14 protein-coding genes and 1 pseudogene are annotated in these 15,469 nt (G+C 69.5%); 6 read left to right on the top strand and 9 right to left on the bottom strand.

Features of this window, described 5'->3' with window-relative positions; genetic code table 11:
- Nucleotides 1-87: 87 nt before the first annotated feature.
- Together KUM49_RS35960 and KUM49_RS35955 are read left to right on the top strand one after the other, a co-directional pair.
- Nucleotides 88-780 carry a DUF1707 domain-containing protein gene (locus KUM49_RS35960; RefSeq protein ID WP_217241152.1) on the top strand — a complete coding sequence of 231 codons (693 nt, stop codon included), beginning with the start codon at nucleotides 88-90 and terminating at the stop codon, nucleotides 778-780.
- A 225-nt stretch (nucleotides 781-1,005) separates the two neighbouring features.
- Complete coding sequence (locus KUM49_RS35955; RefSeq protein WP_217241151.1) at nucleotides 1,006-1,383, top strand: WhiB family transcriptional regulator; 378 nt, start codon at nucleotides 1,006-1,008, stop codon at nucleotides 1,381-1,383.
- Between the two features lie 95 nt (nucleotides 1,384-1,478).
- Here KUM49_RS35955 and glpX read toward each other — a convergent pair whose 3' ends face one another.
- Nucleotides 1,479-2,513, bottom strand: a complete 1,035-nt coding sequence (gene glpX, locus KUM49_RS35950) for a class II fructose-bisphosphatase (RefSeq protein WP_217241150.1) — start codon at nucleotides 2,511-2,513, stop codon at nucleotides 1,479-1,481.
- Between the two features lie 126 nt (nucleotides 2,514-2,639).
- Between glpX and KUM49_RS35945 the strand changes: the two genes are divergently transcribed.
- The gene (locus KUM49_RS35945; protein WP_217241149.1) at nucleotides 2,640-3,161 is read left to right on the top strand and encodes a DUF4245 domain-containing protein; all 522 of its coding nucleotides are present in this window, start codon (nucleotides 2,640-2,642) and stop codon (nucleotides 3,159-3,161) included.
- A gap of 114 nt (nucleotides 3,162-3,275) precedes the next feature.
- Here the strand turns inward: KUM49_RS35945 and KUM49_RS35940 are convergent, their stop codons facing one another.
- The 3 genes from KUM49_RS35940 to xseA all read right to left on the bottom strand — a co-directional run bounded on the left by KUM49_RS35940 (nucleotide 3,276) and on the right by xseA (nucleotide 5,687).
- The gene (locus tag KUM49_RS35940) at nucleotides 3,276-3,866 is read right to left on the bottom strand and encodes a malonic semialdehyde reductase (protein WP_217241148.1); all 591 of its coding nucleotides are present in this window, start codon (nucleotides 3,864-3,866) and stop codon (nucleotides 3,276-3,278) included.
- 178 nt (nucleotides 3,867-4,044) lie between these two features.
- Complete coding sequence (locus KUM49_RS35935; RefSeq protein WP_217241147.1) at nucleotides 4,045-4,284, bottom strand: exodeoxyribonuclease VII small subunit; 240 nt, start codon at nucleotides 4,282-4,284, stop codon at nucleotides 4,045-4,047.
- A 149-nt stretch (nucleotides 4,285-4,433) separates the two neighbouring features.
- The gene (gene xseA, locus KUM49_RS35930; protein WP_217241146.1) at nucleotides 4,434-5,687 is read right to left on the bottom strand and encodes an exodeoxyribonuclease VII large subunit; all 1,254 of its coding nucleotides are present in this window, start codon (nucleotides 5,685-5,687) and stop codon (nucleotides 4,434-4,436) included.
- Nucleotides 5,688-5,852: 165 nt separating this feature from the next.
- Between xseA and KUM49_RS35925 the strand changes: the two genes are divergently transcribed.
- Both KUM49_RS35925 and ppgK read left to right on the top strand, forming a co-directional pair.
- Nucleotides 5,853-6,869 carry a 4-hydroxy-3-methylbut-2-enyl diphosphate reductase gene (locus KUM49_RS35925; protein WP_217241145.1) on the top strand — a complete coding sequence of 339 codons (1,017 nt, stop codon included), beginning with the start codon at nucleotides 5,853-5,855 and terminating at the stop codon, nucleotides 6,867-6,869.
- Between the two features lie 70 nt (nucleotides 6,870-6,939).
- A complete protein-coding gene (ppgK, locus tag KUM49_RS35920; protein ID WP_217241144.1) occupies nucleotides 6,940-7,686 on the top strand; it encodes a polyphosphate--glucose phosphotransferase in 747 nt (248 codons plus the stop codon).
- Between the two features lie 3 nt (nucleotides 7,687-7,689).
- Here ppgK and KUM49_RS35915 read toward each other — a convergent pair whose 3' ends face one another.
- Nucleotides 7,690-8,277 (bottom strand): DUF6542 domain-containing protein, encoded by a 588-nt coding sequence (locus KUM49_RS35915; RefSeq protein WP_217241143.1) that lies wholly within the window; start codon nucleotides 8,275-8,277, stop codon nucleotides 7,690-7,692.
- A gap of 197 nt (nucleotides 8,278-8,474) precedes the next feature.
- Between KUM49_RS35915 and ychF the strand changes: the two genes are divergently transcribed.
- Nucleotides 8,475-9,563, top strand: coding sequence for a redox-regulated ATPase YchF (gene ychF, locus KUM49_RS35910; RefSeq protein ID WP_217241142.1), 1,089 nt, complete (start codon nucleotides 8,475-8,477; stop codon nucleotides 9,561-9,563).
- 109 nt (nucleotides 9,564-9,672) lie between these two features.
- On the opposite strand, the gene KUM49_RS35905 is transcribed toward ychF, so the two are convergent.
- From KUM49_RS35905 to KUM49_RS35890, 4 genes and pseudogenes are all read right to left on the bottom strand, one after another.
- Nucleotides 9,673-10,254, bottom strand: a complete 582-nt coding sequence (locus tag KUM49_RS35905) for a Uma2 family endonuclease (RefSeq protein WP_217241141.1) — start codon at nucleotides 10,252-10,254, stop codon at nucleotides 9,673-9,675.
- A gap of 228 nt (nucleotides 10,255-10,482) precedes the next feature.
- Nucleotides 10,483-11,182, bottom strand: a pseudogene (locus KUM49_RS35900) (GNAT family N-acetyltransferase).
- Between the two features lie 58 nt (nucleotides 11,183-11,240).
- Entirely contained in the window at nucleotides 11,241-11,378 is a 138-nt protein-coding gene (locus tag KUM49_RS35895; RefSeq protein ID WP_217241140.1) for a hypothetical protein, read from the bottom strand.
- 422 nt (nucleotides 11,379-11,800) lie between these two features.
- Entirely contained in the window at nucleotides 11,801-15,451 is a 3,651-nt protein-coding gene (locus KUM49_RS35890) for a LamG-like jellyroll fold domain-containing protein (protein WP_217241139.1), read from the bottom strand.
- Nucleotides 15,452-15,469 lie beyond the last annotated feature (18 nt).

The following is a 15,469-nucleotide window of genomic DNA, read 5'->3' as shown; positions in this document are numbered from 1 at the left end:
CGGTCTTGTGAGGTAAGGCTCAGTTGGCAGGGTCAAGGTTGTCCACAACCCTAGTCGCGATCTATCGCGTTTGGGTACGCTGCTGCCGTGGACCTTCAGAAGCACACCGAACCGCAGGTGCCGCCCCCGGCCGAACTCCGCGCCTCGGACGCCGACCGCGACCGGATCGCCGACATCCTGCGCGAGGCCCTCGCGGAGGGCCGCCTGACCGCCGACGAGCACGCCGAGCGCGTCGAGGGGGTGCTGAACGCCAAGAGGGTGGGCGAGCTGGAGGTCTTCATCCGGGACCTGCCGGCCGCCCACGAGCGCCGGGCCGGCCCCGTCTACACCCCGGCCCCGAACCGCCCCACCGACGCGATCCCGCACGACCCGGACGACAACGTGGTCGCGGTCTTCAGCGGCGCCGTCCGCAAGGGCCGCTGGCGAGCGGGCCGCCGTATCCACGCGTACGCCGTCTTCGGCAGCGTCGAGATCGACCTCAGCGAGGCGATATTCGAGTACCGGCAGGTCGTCATCAAGGCGGTCTCGGTCTTCGGCAACGTCGAGGTGCGCGTCCCGGAGAACGTCTCGCTGCGCGGCACCGGCGGCGGTGTCCTCGGCAACTTCGAGGTGGACACACTGGATTCACCCGACCCCGAAGCGCCCGTCGTCTACGTGGACGGCTGGGCCGTGCTCGGCAACATCGAGGGCAGGCCCAAGCGCGGCAAGCTCGTCGCGGACATCCTGGACCGCGTGCACCGCAAGGTCGACAGGAGTCTGCGCAAGCATCTGGACCGTTGACGGTTGGCACCTTCCCGGCCGTGAACCGTCGAGAGCTGATGTGGGGACGGGTGCGGTGCCGTGATCCGACGGGACGCGAAGCGGAGGGGAGTACCGCTCGTCACCCCGGGGGCGCGCCCGTCCCGACGGAACCAGCGGTTCGGAACTCAGTGCATAGGCGCGCGCACAGCGGGTAGGCCTTGCTGCATCGTCGCTCGCTCGCGAAGCCGTCGTCAGGAGTAGACCGTGCTGCAACCGCCGCATTCGTCCCTGCAGGTCGCTGCCGTTCCGGCCCAGCGGGTGCCAGTGCGGGACAGGGACCAAGACGCACCCTGGCACACCGAGGCGGTGTGCCGGCGCGACGAGGCCGGCCTGTTCTTCGCACCGTCCAAGGAACCCACCGCCGCCCGGCTCTCCCGCGAGGAGGCCGCGAAGCGCGTCTGCGGGCGCTGTCCGGTCATGGTCGAGTGCCGCGAGCACGCGCTCCTGCAACCGGAACCGTACGGCGTCTGGGGCGGCCTGACCGCCGCCGAACGCCGCGTGGTCCTCGCCAGGCGCCGCCGCCGCGATCTGGAGCTGAAAAAGGCGACGAGGCCGGCGGACCGCATAGCGGCAGCGGGCTGACCGGCCCGCCCGGCATACGCCGAGGGGGCGCCCCCACCGCACCGGGGGCGCCCCTTTGACGCTGGCCGGGAGGTGGCACAACCTCCCCGGCGGACCTACTTCGCCTTGTCGAAGTCGATGGCGCTGTAGGCCCGCAGCTTGCTCAGCCGGTGCTCGGAGTCGATCCTGCGCACCGTCCCCGACTTCGACCGCATCACGATCGAGTCGGTGGTCGCCGTCTCCGACCGATACCGCACGCCTCGCAGCAGCTCACCATCGGTGATGCCCGTCGCCACGAAGAACACGTTCTCGCCGGAGACCAGGTCGTCGGTCGTCAGCACGCGGTCCAGGTCATGCCCCGCGTCGATGGCCCGCTGCCGCTCCTCGTCGTCCTTCGGCCACAGCTTGCCCTGGATCGTGCCGCCCAGGCACTTCACGGCACAGGCGGAGATGATGCCCTCCGGCGTGCCGCCGACGCCGAGCAGCAGGTCGACGCCGGTGCCCTCGCGCAGCGCCAGGATCGAGCCGGCGACGTCGCCGTCGGAGATCAGCCTGATGCGCGCGCCGGTCTCCCGGACCTCCTCGATGAGGCCCTGGTGCCGCGGCCGGTCCAGGATGACGACGGTGACGTCCTCGGGCGTGGACCGCTTGGCCTTGGCGACCCGGCGGATGTTCACGGACACCGGCGCGTTGATGTCGACGAAGTCGGCGGCTTCGGGCCCGGTGACCAGCTTGTCCATGTAGAAGACGGCGGACGGGTCGAACATCGACCCGCGGTCGGCGGCGGCCAGCACGGCGATCGCGTTGGTCATGCCCTTAGCGGTCAGTGTGGTCCCGTCGATCGGGTCGACGGCGATGTCGCACTCGGGCCCGGTACCGTCGCCGACGCGCTCCCCGTTGAAGAGCATCGGGGCCTCGTCCTTCTCCCCCTCGCCGATGACGACGACGCCGTTCATCGAGACGGTGGAGACGAGGGTCCGCATGGCGCGCACCGCGGCACCGTCGGCGCCGTTCTTGTCGCCGCGCCCGACCCAGCGGCCCGCGGCCATGGCCGCGGCTTCGGTCACTCGTACGAGTTCCAGGGCGAGGTTGCGGTCGGGAGCCTCGGAGGGAACCTCGAGCTCGGACGGCAGATGATGATGCTCGGTCATCGGAGCGCACCTTTCTGATACGGCGACGGCCGGATGAGGGTATGGGCCAGACTCTATCCTCAGGCACACAAAATGAGCAGGGGGCCCCACGGATGAGCGGACCAGGGCACCTGCGACGATAGGGACGTGGCAGGTTCGAACGGTAAGCAGAAGACGGTCCGGGACATGATCCTCTCCCTGGGGCTGATCGGCCTCATGGCGGGTGTCATCTACCTCTTCATCCCGCATGACGACTCCGGTCCGGAGATCAAGAAGGTCGACTACCGGGTCGAGCTGCTCACGGCACGCCGCGCCGCGTCCTACCCGGTGGCGGCGCCCGAGGGTCTCTCCGCCGGCTGGAAGGCCACCTCCGTCCGCTATCAGGGCGACAACTTCGACACCTGGCACCTGGGCTTCCACGCGCCCGACGGGGAGTACGTCCAGGTCGAGCAGTCGACTCAGAAGCCGTCGACGTTCATCGACGACGCCAGCCAGGGCGCCAAGGCGACCAAGACCACCCAGGAGATCGGCGGCCGGACCTGGACGCGGTACACCGGCGGCCGGTACGACGCGCTCGTGCACCAGGGCGACGGGGCGACGACGGTGGTGGCGGGCACCGGCACGATCGGCCGGCTGGCGGAGATGGCCGGGGCGCTGAAGACGGCGTGAGCCCGCAAGGACACGAAGAAGGCCCCCGGCGCTGCCCTGCAGCCGGGGGCCTCTTCTGTGGACGACCTGAAGTGCTGTGGACCCGAGCGCTCGGATCCTGTGAGCGCGGACCGCTCAGACGGTCGTGACGACGTCGTCGTACGCCAGGCGCGGGGAGCGCGGGAACCAGGCGTCCTCGCCCGGCTTGCCGATGTTGATGACCATCAGCGGGGTGTGGTCGTCGTCGAGGAACTCCTTGCGGACGCCCTCGAAGTCCAGACCGGTCATCGGGCCGGCGGCGAGGCCCGCGGCACGGACGCCGATGATGAAGTACGCGGCCTGCAGGCCGGCGTTCAGCGCGGCGGCACCCTCACGGGCGGAGCGCTCGCCGAAGAAGACGTCCTTGGCCTGCGGGAAGTGCGGGAAGAGCTCCGGCAGTTCCTCGTGGAACTCGTTGTCCGCGGAGAGGATCGCGACCAGCGGGGCGGTGGCCGTCTTGGGCTGGTTGCCCTCGGCCATGTGCTGGACCAGGCGCTCACGGGCCTCGGCGGAGCGGACCAGGGTGACGCGCAGCGGGGACTGGTTGAAGGCGGTCGGACCGTACTTGACCAGGTCGTAGATCGCCTGCACCTGCTCGTCGGTCACCGGCTCGTCGGTGAAGGTGTTCGCGGTGCGGGCCTCACGGAACAGGAGGTCCTGGGCGGCGGGGTCAAGGACGAGAGACATGGAGGAACCTTCTCGAGACGTACGTCGGGTCCGGGTGCCGGACCGGCTGACATCGACGACCGTACGCGAATGAAGTTCAAGCTTCAACAATAAGCAGAGCGCGGTGATCCGCCTCACAGGACCGGAGATCGCGCCCCACGTCGCCGTCGACGGCTCCCGCCGCATTGCCTCCGGGCCGCTACCCGGCGTCGCCCATGTCCTCCCGGTCAGCCGGCTCCTCCTCGGCGAGAGCCGCGTCCAGCCGCGCCCGTGCCCCCTCCAGCCAGCGCCGGCACACCTTCGCCAGCTCCTCGCCCCGCTCCCAGAGCGCAAGGGACTCCTCCAGCGTCGTACCGCCCGCCTCCAGCCGCCGTACGACGTCGATCAGCTCGTCCCGCGCCTGCTCGTAGCCCAGCGCCTCATCCGTCTTGCTGCTCATTCGCCCACCCTAGGGCCTGTCCGGCGGCCCACCCCGGGGCCGCGGGGCCCAGCACGCACATCTGCGGCGTTGTCGTCACTCGCCGAGGCTCCGCGTCGACTCCCTCCTCCACCTTGCAGCTGCACGCACCAGGCCCTGCTCACCCGTGCCTACTCGACGCCGTGAGTCGGCGTCGGGCTGCTCCGCCGGAAAGGCCCTGCATCGACTCGAACCACGAACTCACCCTCGGCGACCCGCGCCCGCAGGACCTCGTCACCCGTGACCTCGCCGGGGTCGCGGACGACGTGGCCGTCGGTCTTCTGGAGCACGGCGTACCCCCGCTTGAGGGTGGCGGCGGGGGAGAGGGCCACCACGCGCGCGTGCGTGTGCGTCAGCTCGGAGTCGGCGCGGTCGAGGTGATGGCCCAGGGTGCGCCGGCCGCGGTCGAGCAGGGCCCCGACCTGGTCGGCCCGCTCGTCGATCATCCGGTGCGGATCCACTATCACCGGCCGGGCGAGCGCCTGGGCGAGCCCGCGTTCCTCCCGGTCGACGAACGCCTGCACGCACCGCCGGGCCCGGTCCCGCAGCATCCGCACCCGCTCGAACTCCTCGCCGACGTCCGGTACGACCTTCTTGGCGGCGTCGGTCGGGGTGGAGGCGCGCACATCGGCGACGTAGTCGAGGAGCGGTGTGTCGGGTTCGTGCCCGATGGCGGACACGACGGGCGTACGACAGCTGGCGACGACCCTGATCAGCTGCTCGTCGGAGAACGGCAGCAGATCCTCCACGCTGCCGCCCCCGCGCGCGACGACGATCACGTCGACCTCGTCGTTCTCGTCGAGCTCCTTCACGGCCTGCACGACCTGCGGCACGGCGTGCACCCCCTGCACGGCCACGTTGCGCACCTCGAAGCGGACGGCGGGCCAGCGGTGCCGGGCGTTCTCCAGCACGTCCCGCTCCGCGGCGGAGGCCCGCCCGCAGACCAGTCCGACGAGCTGGGGCAGGAAGGGCAGCGGCTTCTTCCGCTCCGGCGCGAACAGCCCCTCGGCGGCGAGTGCCTTCTTCAACTGCTCGAGCCGGGCGAGCAGTTCCCCGACGCCGACAGGCCTTATCTCCGCGGCACGCAACGAGAGCTGCCCCCGCGGGGCGTACCACTCCGGTTTCGCGAGGACGACGACCCGCGCACCCTCGCTGACGACATCGGCGACGGCGTCGAAGACCTGCCGATAACAGGTGACGCTCACGGAGATGTCGTACGACGGATCCCGCAACGTGAGGAAGACGACCCCCGCCCCCGGCCGCCGCGACAGCTGAGTGATCTGCCCCTCCACCCACACCGCCCCGAGCCGGTCGATCCACCCCCCGATGAGCCGCGAGATCTCACCGACGGGCAGGGGCGTTTCGGGAGACGTGTTGACAGCCATGCCGCGAGGGTAACGGCCGCGTACGACAACGCCCCGTCGTGCGTCGCCCGGTCCCACCGGTGCCCCGACCGTGTGGTCCTCGCCCCACGCCCGCCCCGCTCACCGCCGGTCTGCCCACCAACCCGACACACCGGCGATCTTCGACCCGCCGAACGCGGCCTTACGATGGGGTGCATGACTGCTTCGCCTGGCCGCCGTGTCCTGCTCGCCGCCCCCCGTGGCTACTGCGCGGGTGTGGACCGCGCCGTGATCGCCGTCGAGAAAGCCCTGGAGCAGTACGGCGCTCCGGTCTACGTCCGGCACGAGATCGTCCACAACAAGTACGTCGTACAGACCCTGGAGAAGAAGGGCGCCATCTTCGTCGAGCAGACGGAAGAGGTCCCCCCCGGCAACATCGTCATGTTCTCGGCGCACGGCGTCGCCCCGACCGTCCACGAAGAGGCCCAGCAGGGCCGGCTCGCCACCATCGACGCGACCTGCCCGCTGGTCACCAAGGTCCACAAGGAAGCCGTCCGCTTCGCGAGCGAGGACTACGACATCCTCCTGATCGGGCACGAGGGCCACGAGGAGGTCATCGGCACCTCCGGCGAGGCCCCCGACCACATCCAGCTCGTCGACGGTCCCGCCGACGTCGCCAAGGTCGAGGTCCGCGACGAGTCGAAGGTGGTCTGGCTCTCCCAGACCACCCTCTCCGTCGACGAGACCATGGAGACCGTCGACGCCCTGAAGGAGAAGTTCCCGCAGCTCATCTCCCCGCCCAGCGACGACATCTGCTACGCCACGCAGAACCGTCAGCTCGCGGTGAAGCAGATGGGCGCCGAGGCCGAGCTGGTGATCGTCGTCGGCTCCCGCAACTCCTCCAACTCCAAGCGCCTGGTCGAGGTCGCCAAGCTCGCCGGCTCCCGCGAGGCGTACCTCGTGGACTTCGCCGACGAGATCGACGAGGCGTGGCTGGAGGGCGTGTCCACGGTCGGCGTCACCTCCGGTGCCTCCGTGCCGGAGATCCTGGTCGAGCAGGTGCTGGAGTGGCTGTCGCAGCGCGGCTTCGAGGACGTCGAGCTGGTCAAGGCGGCCGAGGAGTCCATCATCTTCTCCCTGCCGAAGGAGCTGCGCCGCGACCTGCGCGAGGAGGCGGCGACGCTGATGGAGCAGCGCGGCGGATCCGGTGCGGATGCTGTGTGAGAAGGCCTCGGCCGATGCGTAGCAGCACCTCGGCCGAATAACTGTCAGTCGTCCGTCGTAACGTAGAGCCATGCAGATCTTCGGCGTGGACATCGGTGGATCCGGGATCAAGGGCGCTCCCGTGGACCTGGACAGGGGCGACCTGGCGGACGAGCGTTTCAAGGTGCTGACTCCGCACCCGGCGACACCGGACGGGGTGGCCGACGGCGTCAAGCAGGTCGTCGACCACTTCGGCTGGACCGGGCCGGTGGGGCTCACCTTCCCGGGCGTGGTCACCGGCGGAGCCACGATCCGTACGGCGGCCAACGTCGACAAGGGCTGGATCGACATGGACGCGCGCGCGTTGTTCAGCGACCGGCTGGGCGGCCTGCCGGTGACGGTGGTCAACGACGCGGACGCGGCGGGGGTCGCCGAGATGAACTTCGGCGCCGGCCAGGGCCGCAAGGGCACGGTCATTCTGCTCACCTTCGGCACGGGCATCGGCAGCGCCGTCTTCGTCGACGGTGTCCTCGTCCCCAACACCGAGCTGGGGCATCTGGAACTGCACGGGCACGACGCGGAGACGCGCGCCTCCAGCAAGGCCAGGGAGGACGAGGAGCTGACGTGGGAGCACTGGGCCCACCGCGTCCAGAAGTACCTCGCCCACGTCGAGATGCTCTTCTCGCCCGAACTGTTCATCGTCGGCGGCGGCGTCAGCCGCAAGTCGCAGAAGTTCCTGCACCACATCGAGGACATCAAGGCGGAGATCGTCCCGGCGCAGCTGCTGAACAACGCGGGGATCGTGGGGGCGGCGATGCACGCGGTGGAGGGGAACTAGAGGTCACACGGGCGGGCGGTTTCGTGCCGCCCGGCGGTTCATCAGGCGGATCTTCCGCACCGTCGCGATCAGGCCGGCGATGAGCGTGCCCCCGTACAGCCACCCGGCCTGCGTGGCGAGCGCGGTGAACAGCCCCATCAGCCGACCGCCCACCCCACCGCCCCCGGTCTCGGCCACGGGGACGAGCCCCACGGCGAAGGCGATCGGTACCACGATGGGGGCGGTCAGCAGATCGCCCCGCCGGATCCACACGGCGGTCAGGACGCACACCGGCAGGAACAGGACGCCGTACACCGTGAGCGAGGCGCCGAAGAGGAGTTGGTCGAGACAGCCCAGCACCAGCATCAGCGCCCCGCAGAACAGCCCGCCGCCGAGCCCGGTCAGCCGCGGGTTGGGCATCCGGCGTACGGACTGGACGATCGGCGGCGCGGGCGGCCGTACCGCCGCGGGCCGACGTGACGGCACACCGCCGCGCGCCGACGGGGGACCGGCTCTCCCGGCCTTCGCGCTCCGCGCCGCCTGGGGCGGCAGGGGCGGCGGCACACCGCGTCGCGTTCCGTCGTGCGGGGATCGTGTCCTGGGTTGCTCCACTGGACCAACTTAAGTCGTTTTATGTGTCGAATCGCCCGTCAGACACGCCGTCGACCCGACCTTGGCCAAGCGTTCGATACGTCGCCGGGGCGGGAGCGGGCACGCCGTAGACTGGTGGATCGGCCCCCAGGGGCCTGACGCCAGGGGCCCGCCCCCGGTCCTCTCTCGCCAGCCCTCTCACTCCGGGAAGTCGCACCGTGTCGCTCACGATCGGAATCGTCGGACTGCCGAATGTCGGCAAGTCGACCCTGTTCAACGCCCTGACCAAGAACGACGTGCTGGCGGCCAACTACCCGTTCGCCACGATCGAGCCGAACGTCGGTGTCGTGGGCGTCCCGGACGCCCGGCTGACCAAGCTGGCCGAGATCTTCTCCTCCCAGCGGATCCTCCCGGCCACCGTCGACTTCGTCGACATCGCGGGCATCGTGAAGGGCGCCTCCGAGGGAGAGGGCCTGGGCAACAAGTTCCTGGCCAACATCCGTGAGTCCGACGCGATCTGCCAGGTCATCCGCGCCTTCAAGGACGAGAACGTCGTCCATGTCGACGGCAAGGTCTCGCCCAAGGACGACATCGAGACGATCAACACCGAGCTGATCCTCGCGGACCTCCAGACGATCGAGAAGGTCCTGCCGCGCCTCCAGAAGGACTCGCGGATCAAGAAGGACATCGTCCCGAAGGTGAAGGCCGTCGAGGAGGCGAAGGAGATCCTGGAGAAGGGCGACACGCTGTTCTCGGCGGGCATCGTCCAGGGCTCCGGCAACGAGGAGCTGCTGCACGACCTGCACCTCCTCACCACCAAGCCGTTCCTCTACGTCTTCAACGTCGACGAGGACGAACTGGTCGACGACGACTTCAAGGCCGAGCAGCGCGCCCTGGTCGCCCCGGCCGAGGCGATCTTCCTCAACGCCAAGCTCGAGCAGGACCTCGCCGAGCTCGACGAGGAGGACGCGATGGAGCTCCTCCAGTCCGTAGGTGCCGAGGAGCCCGGCCTCGCCACCCTCGCCCGCGTCGGCTTCACCACCCTCGGCCTCCAGACCTACCTCACGGCAGGCCCCAAGGAATCCCGCGCCTGGACCATCAAGAAGGGCGCCACCGCCCCCGAGGCCGCCGGCGTCATCCACACCGACTTCCAGAAGGGCTTCATCAAGGCGGAGGTCATCTCCTTCGGCGACCTGGTGGAGACCGGTTCGGTGGCAGAGGCCCGCGCGAAGGGCAAGGCCCGCATGGAGGGCAAGGACTACGTCATGCAGGACGGGGACGTGGTGGAGTTCCGCTTCAATGTGTGACGGATCGATTACCGAACGCTAGGTGATCGGTCAAGCGTGCAGGTCGGAAGGGGTCGGACGTCCTGGAGCTCGACCCCTTCCGTGATCCGTGCTGACTCGGTGCTGACTTCTAGGCGCGCCGGGGCGGGGTGAGCTTGTCGAGGTCCAGGCTGATCTCGAAGGGCACAGGACGCTTCAGAGTGCCTCGGAAGATACCGGCGGGCGCGTATACGCCAGTAGGTTCGTCGAGTTCGTAGACGTGGACGACAGGGGCGCCGGCTTCGTCCTCGATGCACCAGTAATGCGGGATACCGGCCTCCGCGTACTTACGCAGCTTGACCGTGCGGTCCCGGTGCGCGGACTCGGGTGAGACGACCTCGATGACGAGTCGCACCTCGTCCGGCGCGAACCAGGTCCGGTCTCCGTCGTAGTCGGCCGTGGTCAACAGCAGATCCGGTTCGGGCCGGTTTCGCTCGTCGAGCTTGATGGTCATCTCGCGGCCGACCCTGACATCGCCCGGCGCCTGCTCCATGAGAGTCACGGTGAGCATGGTGACGAGGTGGCCGTGCCACCACCTCTGTGGCGACATCATGAAGACAAGCGCCCCGTCGATCAACTCGGTGTGGCGGGGTGCCTCCGGAAGGCGGTCCAGGTCCTCCGCGAACCAGCCTTCCGCGCGCGGCGGGCGCATCCAGTCGGGCAGTGCGGTCATGGCTCAACCGTAGCGACTCGACGAGGCCCGGGCCACGAGATCGTCAACGGGAAGACCGCCCTTCCTCTCGTCCTGGAACCCCAGACCCGCGCCGGCGCTGATTCTGTGCTGACTTGAATCTCCCAGAGGCGCGTTCTCGCAGATGGTGCGCGCCGTTATCGGCGTTCCGCTGGTGGTAACCCTGTCGGAGGGCCTTCGCACCTCGTACGCGATCGGGGTGCCCGAGCCTCACGGCGTGCGGAACCCCCGGAAGGTCACGGCCTTGCGGCGTTCGAAGCCCAGCCGTTCGTAGAGCGCGATCGCGGCGGTGTTCGTCTCGGCCACGTGCAGGAAGGGGCGTTCGTTCCGCGACACTATGTATGCGTGCGGCGAGCGTGCGCACAAGGCGGGCGGCGTGTCCTCGCCCGCGTGCCTCGGGTGCTGTGCAGACGGCGCTGATCGGTCCATCCCGGAGGCCGGAGCCCTTCGCCCGCCATGGCCACCAGTCTGCCGTTGACGCGGATGCCGAGGTAGGTGCCGAGTTCGTGGGTGCGCGGCCAGAACGGCCCCGGCTGGGTCCGTGCGGCGAGGTCGAGCATCTCGGGAATGTCGGCCGCGCCCAGTTCGACGACGTCGGTGCCGATCACCGTAGAGCCTGCCCGGGTTGCTCGTCGGGCCGGATCATCTGCCGGCCTTCGAGGACGAAGACCGGCTCCCAGTCCGGCGGCGGGGTCGCCGGGCAGCTGAACATGTCGGCGACCCCGCCTGGGCCGAGCAGCCGGGCGCGGTCGGCCCAGTCCGCCGAGTCCGCAGCGGGGGACACCGCCGCGAAGGTCGCGACTCCCGGCAGACAGGTGGTGGCCCGACCGAGTCGGCGGGCGAGGGCCGCGTGGTGCCCGCGGAGAGACTCGCCCACCGGGTCGCCGAGTACGGCGTCCCCGCTCGTCATCGTGCTGTGCCTTTCCCAGACCGTCGCGTACCGGCGTGATCACAGCCGGCCGGTTCGATCAGGCAAGCGTAGTGACGACGTCGACCCGGTTGGCGAGGGTGTCGCGGATGGGCGAGCGGCTCTCGACGAGGGCGATGAACTCCTCCGACTGCTCACGGGTGGCGCCAGGTGCCTCGGCGCGGACCTGAACGCGCACCTGGCCCGGGCCCGGGCGGACAGCAGGGGCGGTCGGCGCATATCCAAGGCCCGGGACCGCAGGACCAGGCCTGGCCACGGGATACGTGGCCGGTGCCGTTGCAGTGCGGGTGTCATCGCCGCCGCCGGCGCCTACAACCCCGTGCTGCTCGATGGCTCCCCGTGGGGTCAGGTCGATCCGCAAGGCGCCGTGAACGTCCGTCGGGGCCGGTCGCCGTGGGAGGACGCGGGGAGGTAGGAAGAGGGGCGGGAGACGTGGGGCGTGGCAGGCTTCGAGGAGCGAAGCGCCCGGGTCCGTCGGCCTGACGGACCCGGGCGCCTGCTCGCGGTATCGGTGGCGAGGTGGGCCTGCCCTGGCGGGCGGAGGCGGTGCCCCGCTACCCGGTCTTCGGGCGCGTCACCTCGCTGCTGACGCCGATCACCTCATCGCACCTCCTTCGCGTACGGCGCGACCGTGATCCGGTCGATCAGTGGCGCGTAGCGGGAGCGGAGCAGCACTCCGGGGAAGGTGTCCGAGGCGTAGGTGGTGCCGTCGAAGTTGGGCAGTTCCTCGGAGCGGAAAGTAAGCGTGTTCGGTCCCTTCTCGAGCTGTACCGGGACGGTCAGCTCCCAGAAGTCGTTCTGGTGGAAGGTGTGCGGGAAGGTGACCCGCTGCGTCTTGCCGCCGTTGACGGTGAGGTCGGCGTGGCGGGCGAGCGGGTCCGGGTTGTAGTGGGTGGCCGGGGACTGTTCGGGATTGGAGTAGCGGATGCGCAGCGCGTACAGGCCCGCCTCGTCCGCGGCGACGGTGAACGTGGCCGTGTTGCCGTTGCCCGGGTCACCGCCGATGCCGGTGATCGCGGTGCCGTCCGTGGCCAGGGAGAGCGGGCTGAGCGCGGCCGAGCCGGCGAGGGTGGCGTCCTGCGCCTCGTACGTACGTGTCTCGAGGGTGCCCTCGGTCGGGGTGACCGTGAGGCGGTCGACGAGGGTGGTGCCTGAACTGCCGTTCACCGTCACCTTGTTGACGCCACCGGACAGGGAGACCGCGATGCTGTTCCCGCCCTTGTCCAGGCGCAGGACGCTCTGGCCGTTGACGGCGACGCGGGCGCCTGAGCCGCCGAGGGTGTCGATCCTGAGGGTGGCCTCACGGTCGGCGGGGGAATGGACCCAGAAGGTTGCGGTCCCCTTCTTCTGGAGCCGGGCCGCGCCCGATCCGGTGGCCGCCCGCTTCGGCAGGTCGTAGACGGGCCGGGCCCTGCCGTCCAGCCAGGCGAGTTCGCCTTCGTACACCCGGGTGCTCGCCGATGTCTCGGGAAGGGACAGAGTGAGGCGGTCGACGATGACGTCGCCCTTGGTGACGCGCTTGCCGTCGAGGCTCTTCGCGGCGAGGGTCAGGGTGTGCTTGCCCTTGGTGAGCTTCACCTCGGTGTCGGTGTGGTCCCACACCACCCACTTGTAGCCGAGCGGCAGGTGCAGTTCCTGCTCACTGTCCGCCTTGCCGTCCACGCGCAGGAAGACGTTGGTGGGGCCCTGCTCCTTGACCTTGTCGAAGGTGTTGAGGGAGTTGGCGAAGACGCTCAGGTCGTAGGTGCCGTCCTCCGGCACGTCCACGGTGAAGTCAAGGGTGACGTCCGAGCCGGTGCGCAGGCCGCCGACGTTGTAGCCGCCGGAGGTGTAGAACTTCGACACGTCGCGCGGCGAGCCTTCGGGACCGTTCTTGGAGTAGCCGGAACCGGTGTGGGCGGCATCCTCCGCCTCGTACGAGCTCTGCCAGCGCACCGGCGAGGACTGCGTGGCCTTCGCCTCTCCGGCCGGGCTGAGAACGATTTCGTACGCCGAGGACTCCTTGAGTGTCGGCAGTGTGCCGTCGCCGAAGTCGACAGAGACCGTGCCGTCACCCGCGACCTTCACATTCTGCTCGGCCAGCAGTACCGGGCCGGAGGAGTCGCCCACCTGCCCGGTCCACTCGATCTCCCGCACCCAGGCGTGCACGCTCTTTCCGAAGAGCTTCTTCGGGATGCCCGCGAAGGTGATGTGGCCCTTGCCGGTGGAGCCGCCGAAGATCAGCCGGGCCTGCTTCTTCTTCTCGTCGAGGGTGGCGACGCCCTGCATGGTGTAGTTCTCGCCGGGGAACGGCGGGTTCACCGTCACGGTGTGGCCGCTCATCGAGGCGTACGCGTTGAGCAGCCACCACTGGCCGTTGCCGCGGTTCGACTGCACGGCCGAGTCGGAGAGATTGCCGTCGATGTTCCAGTACGCGATGTCGGCGTCCACCTTGGACTCCTCGATCGCGGAGACCCACTGGATCATCTGGCCGGGAACGGAGGTGTGGTAGTTGAAGGCGTACTCGTTGATGTTGATGGGGAGTTGGGTGCCCTCACGGTCGGTGCCCTTGAACAGCTCCTTCTCCCACGCCCGGTACTTGGCGACGCTCTCGCGCACCGCCTCCGGGTGGCTCAGTTCGTGCCAGGTGATCACCTCGGGGACGGTACCGGCGTCCAGGGTGTGTGCGAGAAAGCCCTTCACCTGGTCGTACAGGACGCTGGTGTTGGGGCCGGCGATACGGGCATCGGGCATCTTGCCCTTGATGAGCTTGTACGCGGAGTCCCAGGCGGCGAAGAAGTCGTCGGGGTTGCTCAGCCAGCTGACCTTGTCGTAGCTCCACTCGCCGGTGCCGAACATGTTGCCCTCGGGCTCGTTGTACGGCACGAAGACGATGTTGTCCTGGTACTGCTTCGGCAGTTCCAAAACCTGGTCGACCTGCTTGGCGATCTTCTCCTCGTACAGCTTGAGCTTCTCCGCGGGGGTGTCGCCCGGCCACTGGTACGGGAAGCCGCGGTGGATGTCGGTCATGTAGATGTACACATCACCATCGGTGGAGTCGGCCAGCGGCTTCACCACCTCCAGCGCGTCGGCCCCCGGGTGCTGGGGGCCGTCCTGCGCCTTGGTGGAGACCGTGCGCAGGCCCATGCCCTCGATGAGGTTGTTGCTGGGGACGTCCGGTCCGTACACGCCGTACAGGGTGCCGGAGGCGCCGCCGTGGAAGGCGCCGGTGTCCGAGCCGAGGTCGACGGTGAGCTGACCTTCGCGGACCACGGTGACGGTCGCCGTCACGGCGCGCCCGGACGCCGTTCCCGCGACCGTGAACGTGCCCGGCCGGGCGTACTTCTCGGACGGTACGGCGTCCCAGGTGATCGGTGTGTCGCGGTCGTAGCCGTCGGAGAAGGAGGAGCGGACCGCCGGGGGGAGGGACGGGGCCGTGCCGGTTGTCGTACGCGCCTGGAAGGACGTCTGCGAGAGCTGCTGGAGGGTCGGCAAGCTCCCGACCGTGCCTGCCACCTGGTCGGGGCTGAGGGCCGAGTGCCAGACCGTGAAGTCGTCGATCGCGCCCTTGAACAGCGGGTCCTGGTAGAAGGACTTGCCGATGTAGCCGGCGGCCGTGGCCGAACCGTCGAGCAGGTCCATGGCCTTGACGGTCGTCTCGGCGGAGGAGACCGGCACGCCGTCGAGGTAGGTGGTGACCCGGCGGGCCGAGGTGTCGAGGGTGACGGTGACGGTCTGCCATCCGTCGGCGGGGAGTGGCGCGTAACCGGAGACCTGTGCCTCCGAGCCCCCTCCGCCGGTGGTCACGGCGGTGCGCAGCACACCGCCGTTGTACGGCGTCGTGAACAGATACTTGGTGGTGTTGGTGCCCAGGTCGAAGATCCGTTGCCAGGACGACTTGTCGCCACTCCATTTCACCCGGGCGGAGACCGTCAAGTCGCTCGCGTCGCCCAGCACTTCGCGGGGCAGCCGGACGTACGCGCCGTCGGAGGTGGGTGCCCCGCCGGGCAGGGCCAGTGCCTTGCCGCCGCCCGTGCCCTCGACGGATCGCGCGGTGGAGCCGTTTACCAGGGTCGCCGTCAGGCCGTTGCCGGAACTGTCGGTGATCTTCCCGGACGCGAGGTCGTCCTCGTCGAAGGTGTAGCGGGCCGTGGGCTGGGGCGTGTCGGCCGCCTGCGCGGGGGAGGCCGGCGCGACCAGCACGCCGGCGCCGAGGGCGAGGGCCACGGCGGCCGGGGCCCGGCGCCGGGCTGATCTGTCAGCGGATGACATTGAGTGCGTCCTCAATCC

The sequence above is a fragment of the Streptomyces sp. AC555_RSS877 genome (assembly GCF_019049245.1).
Lineage (GTDB): Bacteria > Actinomycetota > Actinomycetes > Streptomycetales > Streptomycetaceae > Streptomyces.
Note: the sequence above shows the minus strand (reverse complement) of the source record. Positions and strands in the feature narration are given on the sequence as shown.

What these genes read in the sequence shown, in the direction of transcription:
- xseA (WP_217241146.1), bottom strand. Translation starts at nt 5,687, where the DNA reads ATGGCTGTCAACACGTCTCCCGAAACGCCCCTGCCCGTCGGTGAGATC.
- glpX (WP_217241150.1), bottom strand. Translation starts at nt 2,513, where the DNA reads ATGACCGAGCATCATCATCTGCCGTCCGAGCTCGAGGTTCCCTCCGAG.
- KUM49_RS35935 (WP_217241147.1), bottom strand. Translation starts at nt 4,284, where the DNA reads ATGAGCAGCAAGACGGATGAGGCGCTGGGCTACGAGCAGGCGCGGGAC.
- ppgK (WP_217241144.1), top strand. Translation starts at nt 6,940, where the DNA reads ATGCAGATCTTCGGCGTGGACATCGGTGGATCCGGGATCAAGGGCGCT.
- KUM49_RS35925 (WP_217241145.1), top strand. Translation starts at nt 5,853, where the DNA reads ATGGGGTGCATGACTGCTTCGCCTGGCCGCCGTGTCCTGCTCGCCGCC.
- KUM49_RS35890 (WP_217241139.1), bottom strand. Translation starts at nt 15,451, where the DNA reads ATGTCATCCGCTGACAGATCAGCCCGGCGCCGGGCCCCGGCCGCCGTG.
- KUM49_RS35940 (WP_217241148.1), bottom strand. Translation starts at nt 3,866, where the DNA reads ATGTCTCTCGTCCTTGACCCCGCCGCCCAGGACCTCCTGTTCCGTGAG.
- KUM49_RS35905 (WP_217241141.1), bottom strand. Translation starts at nt 10,254, where the DNA reads ATGACCGCACTGCCCGACTGGATGCGCCCGCCGCGCGCGGAAGGCTGG.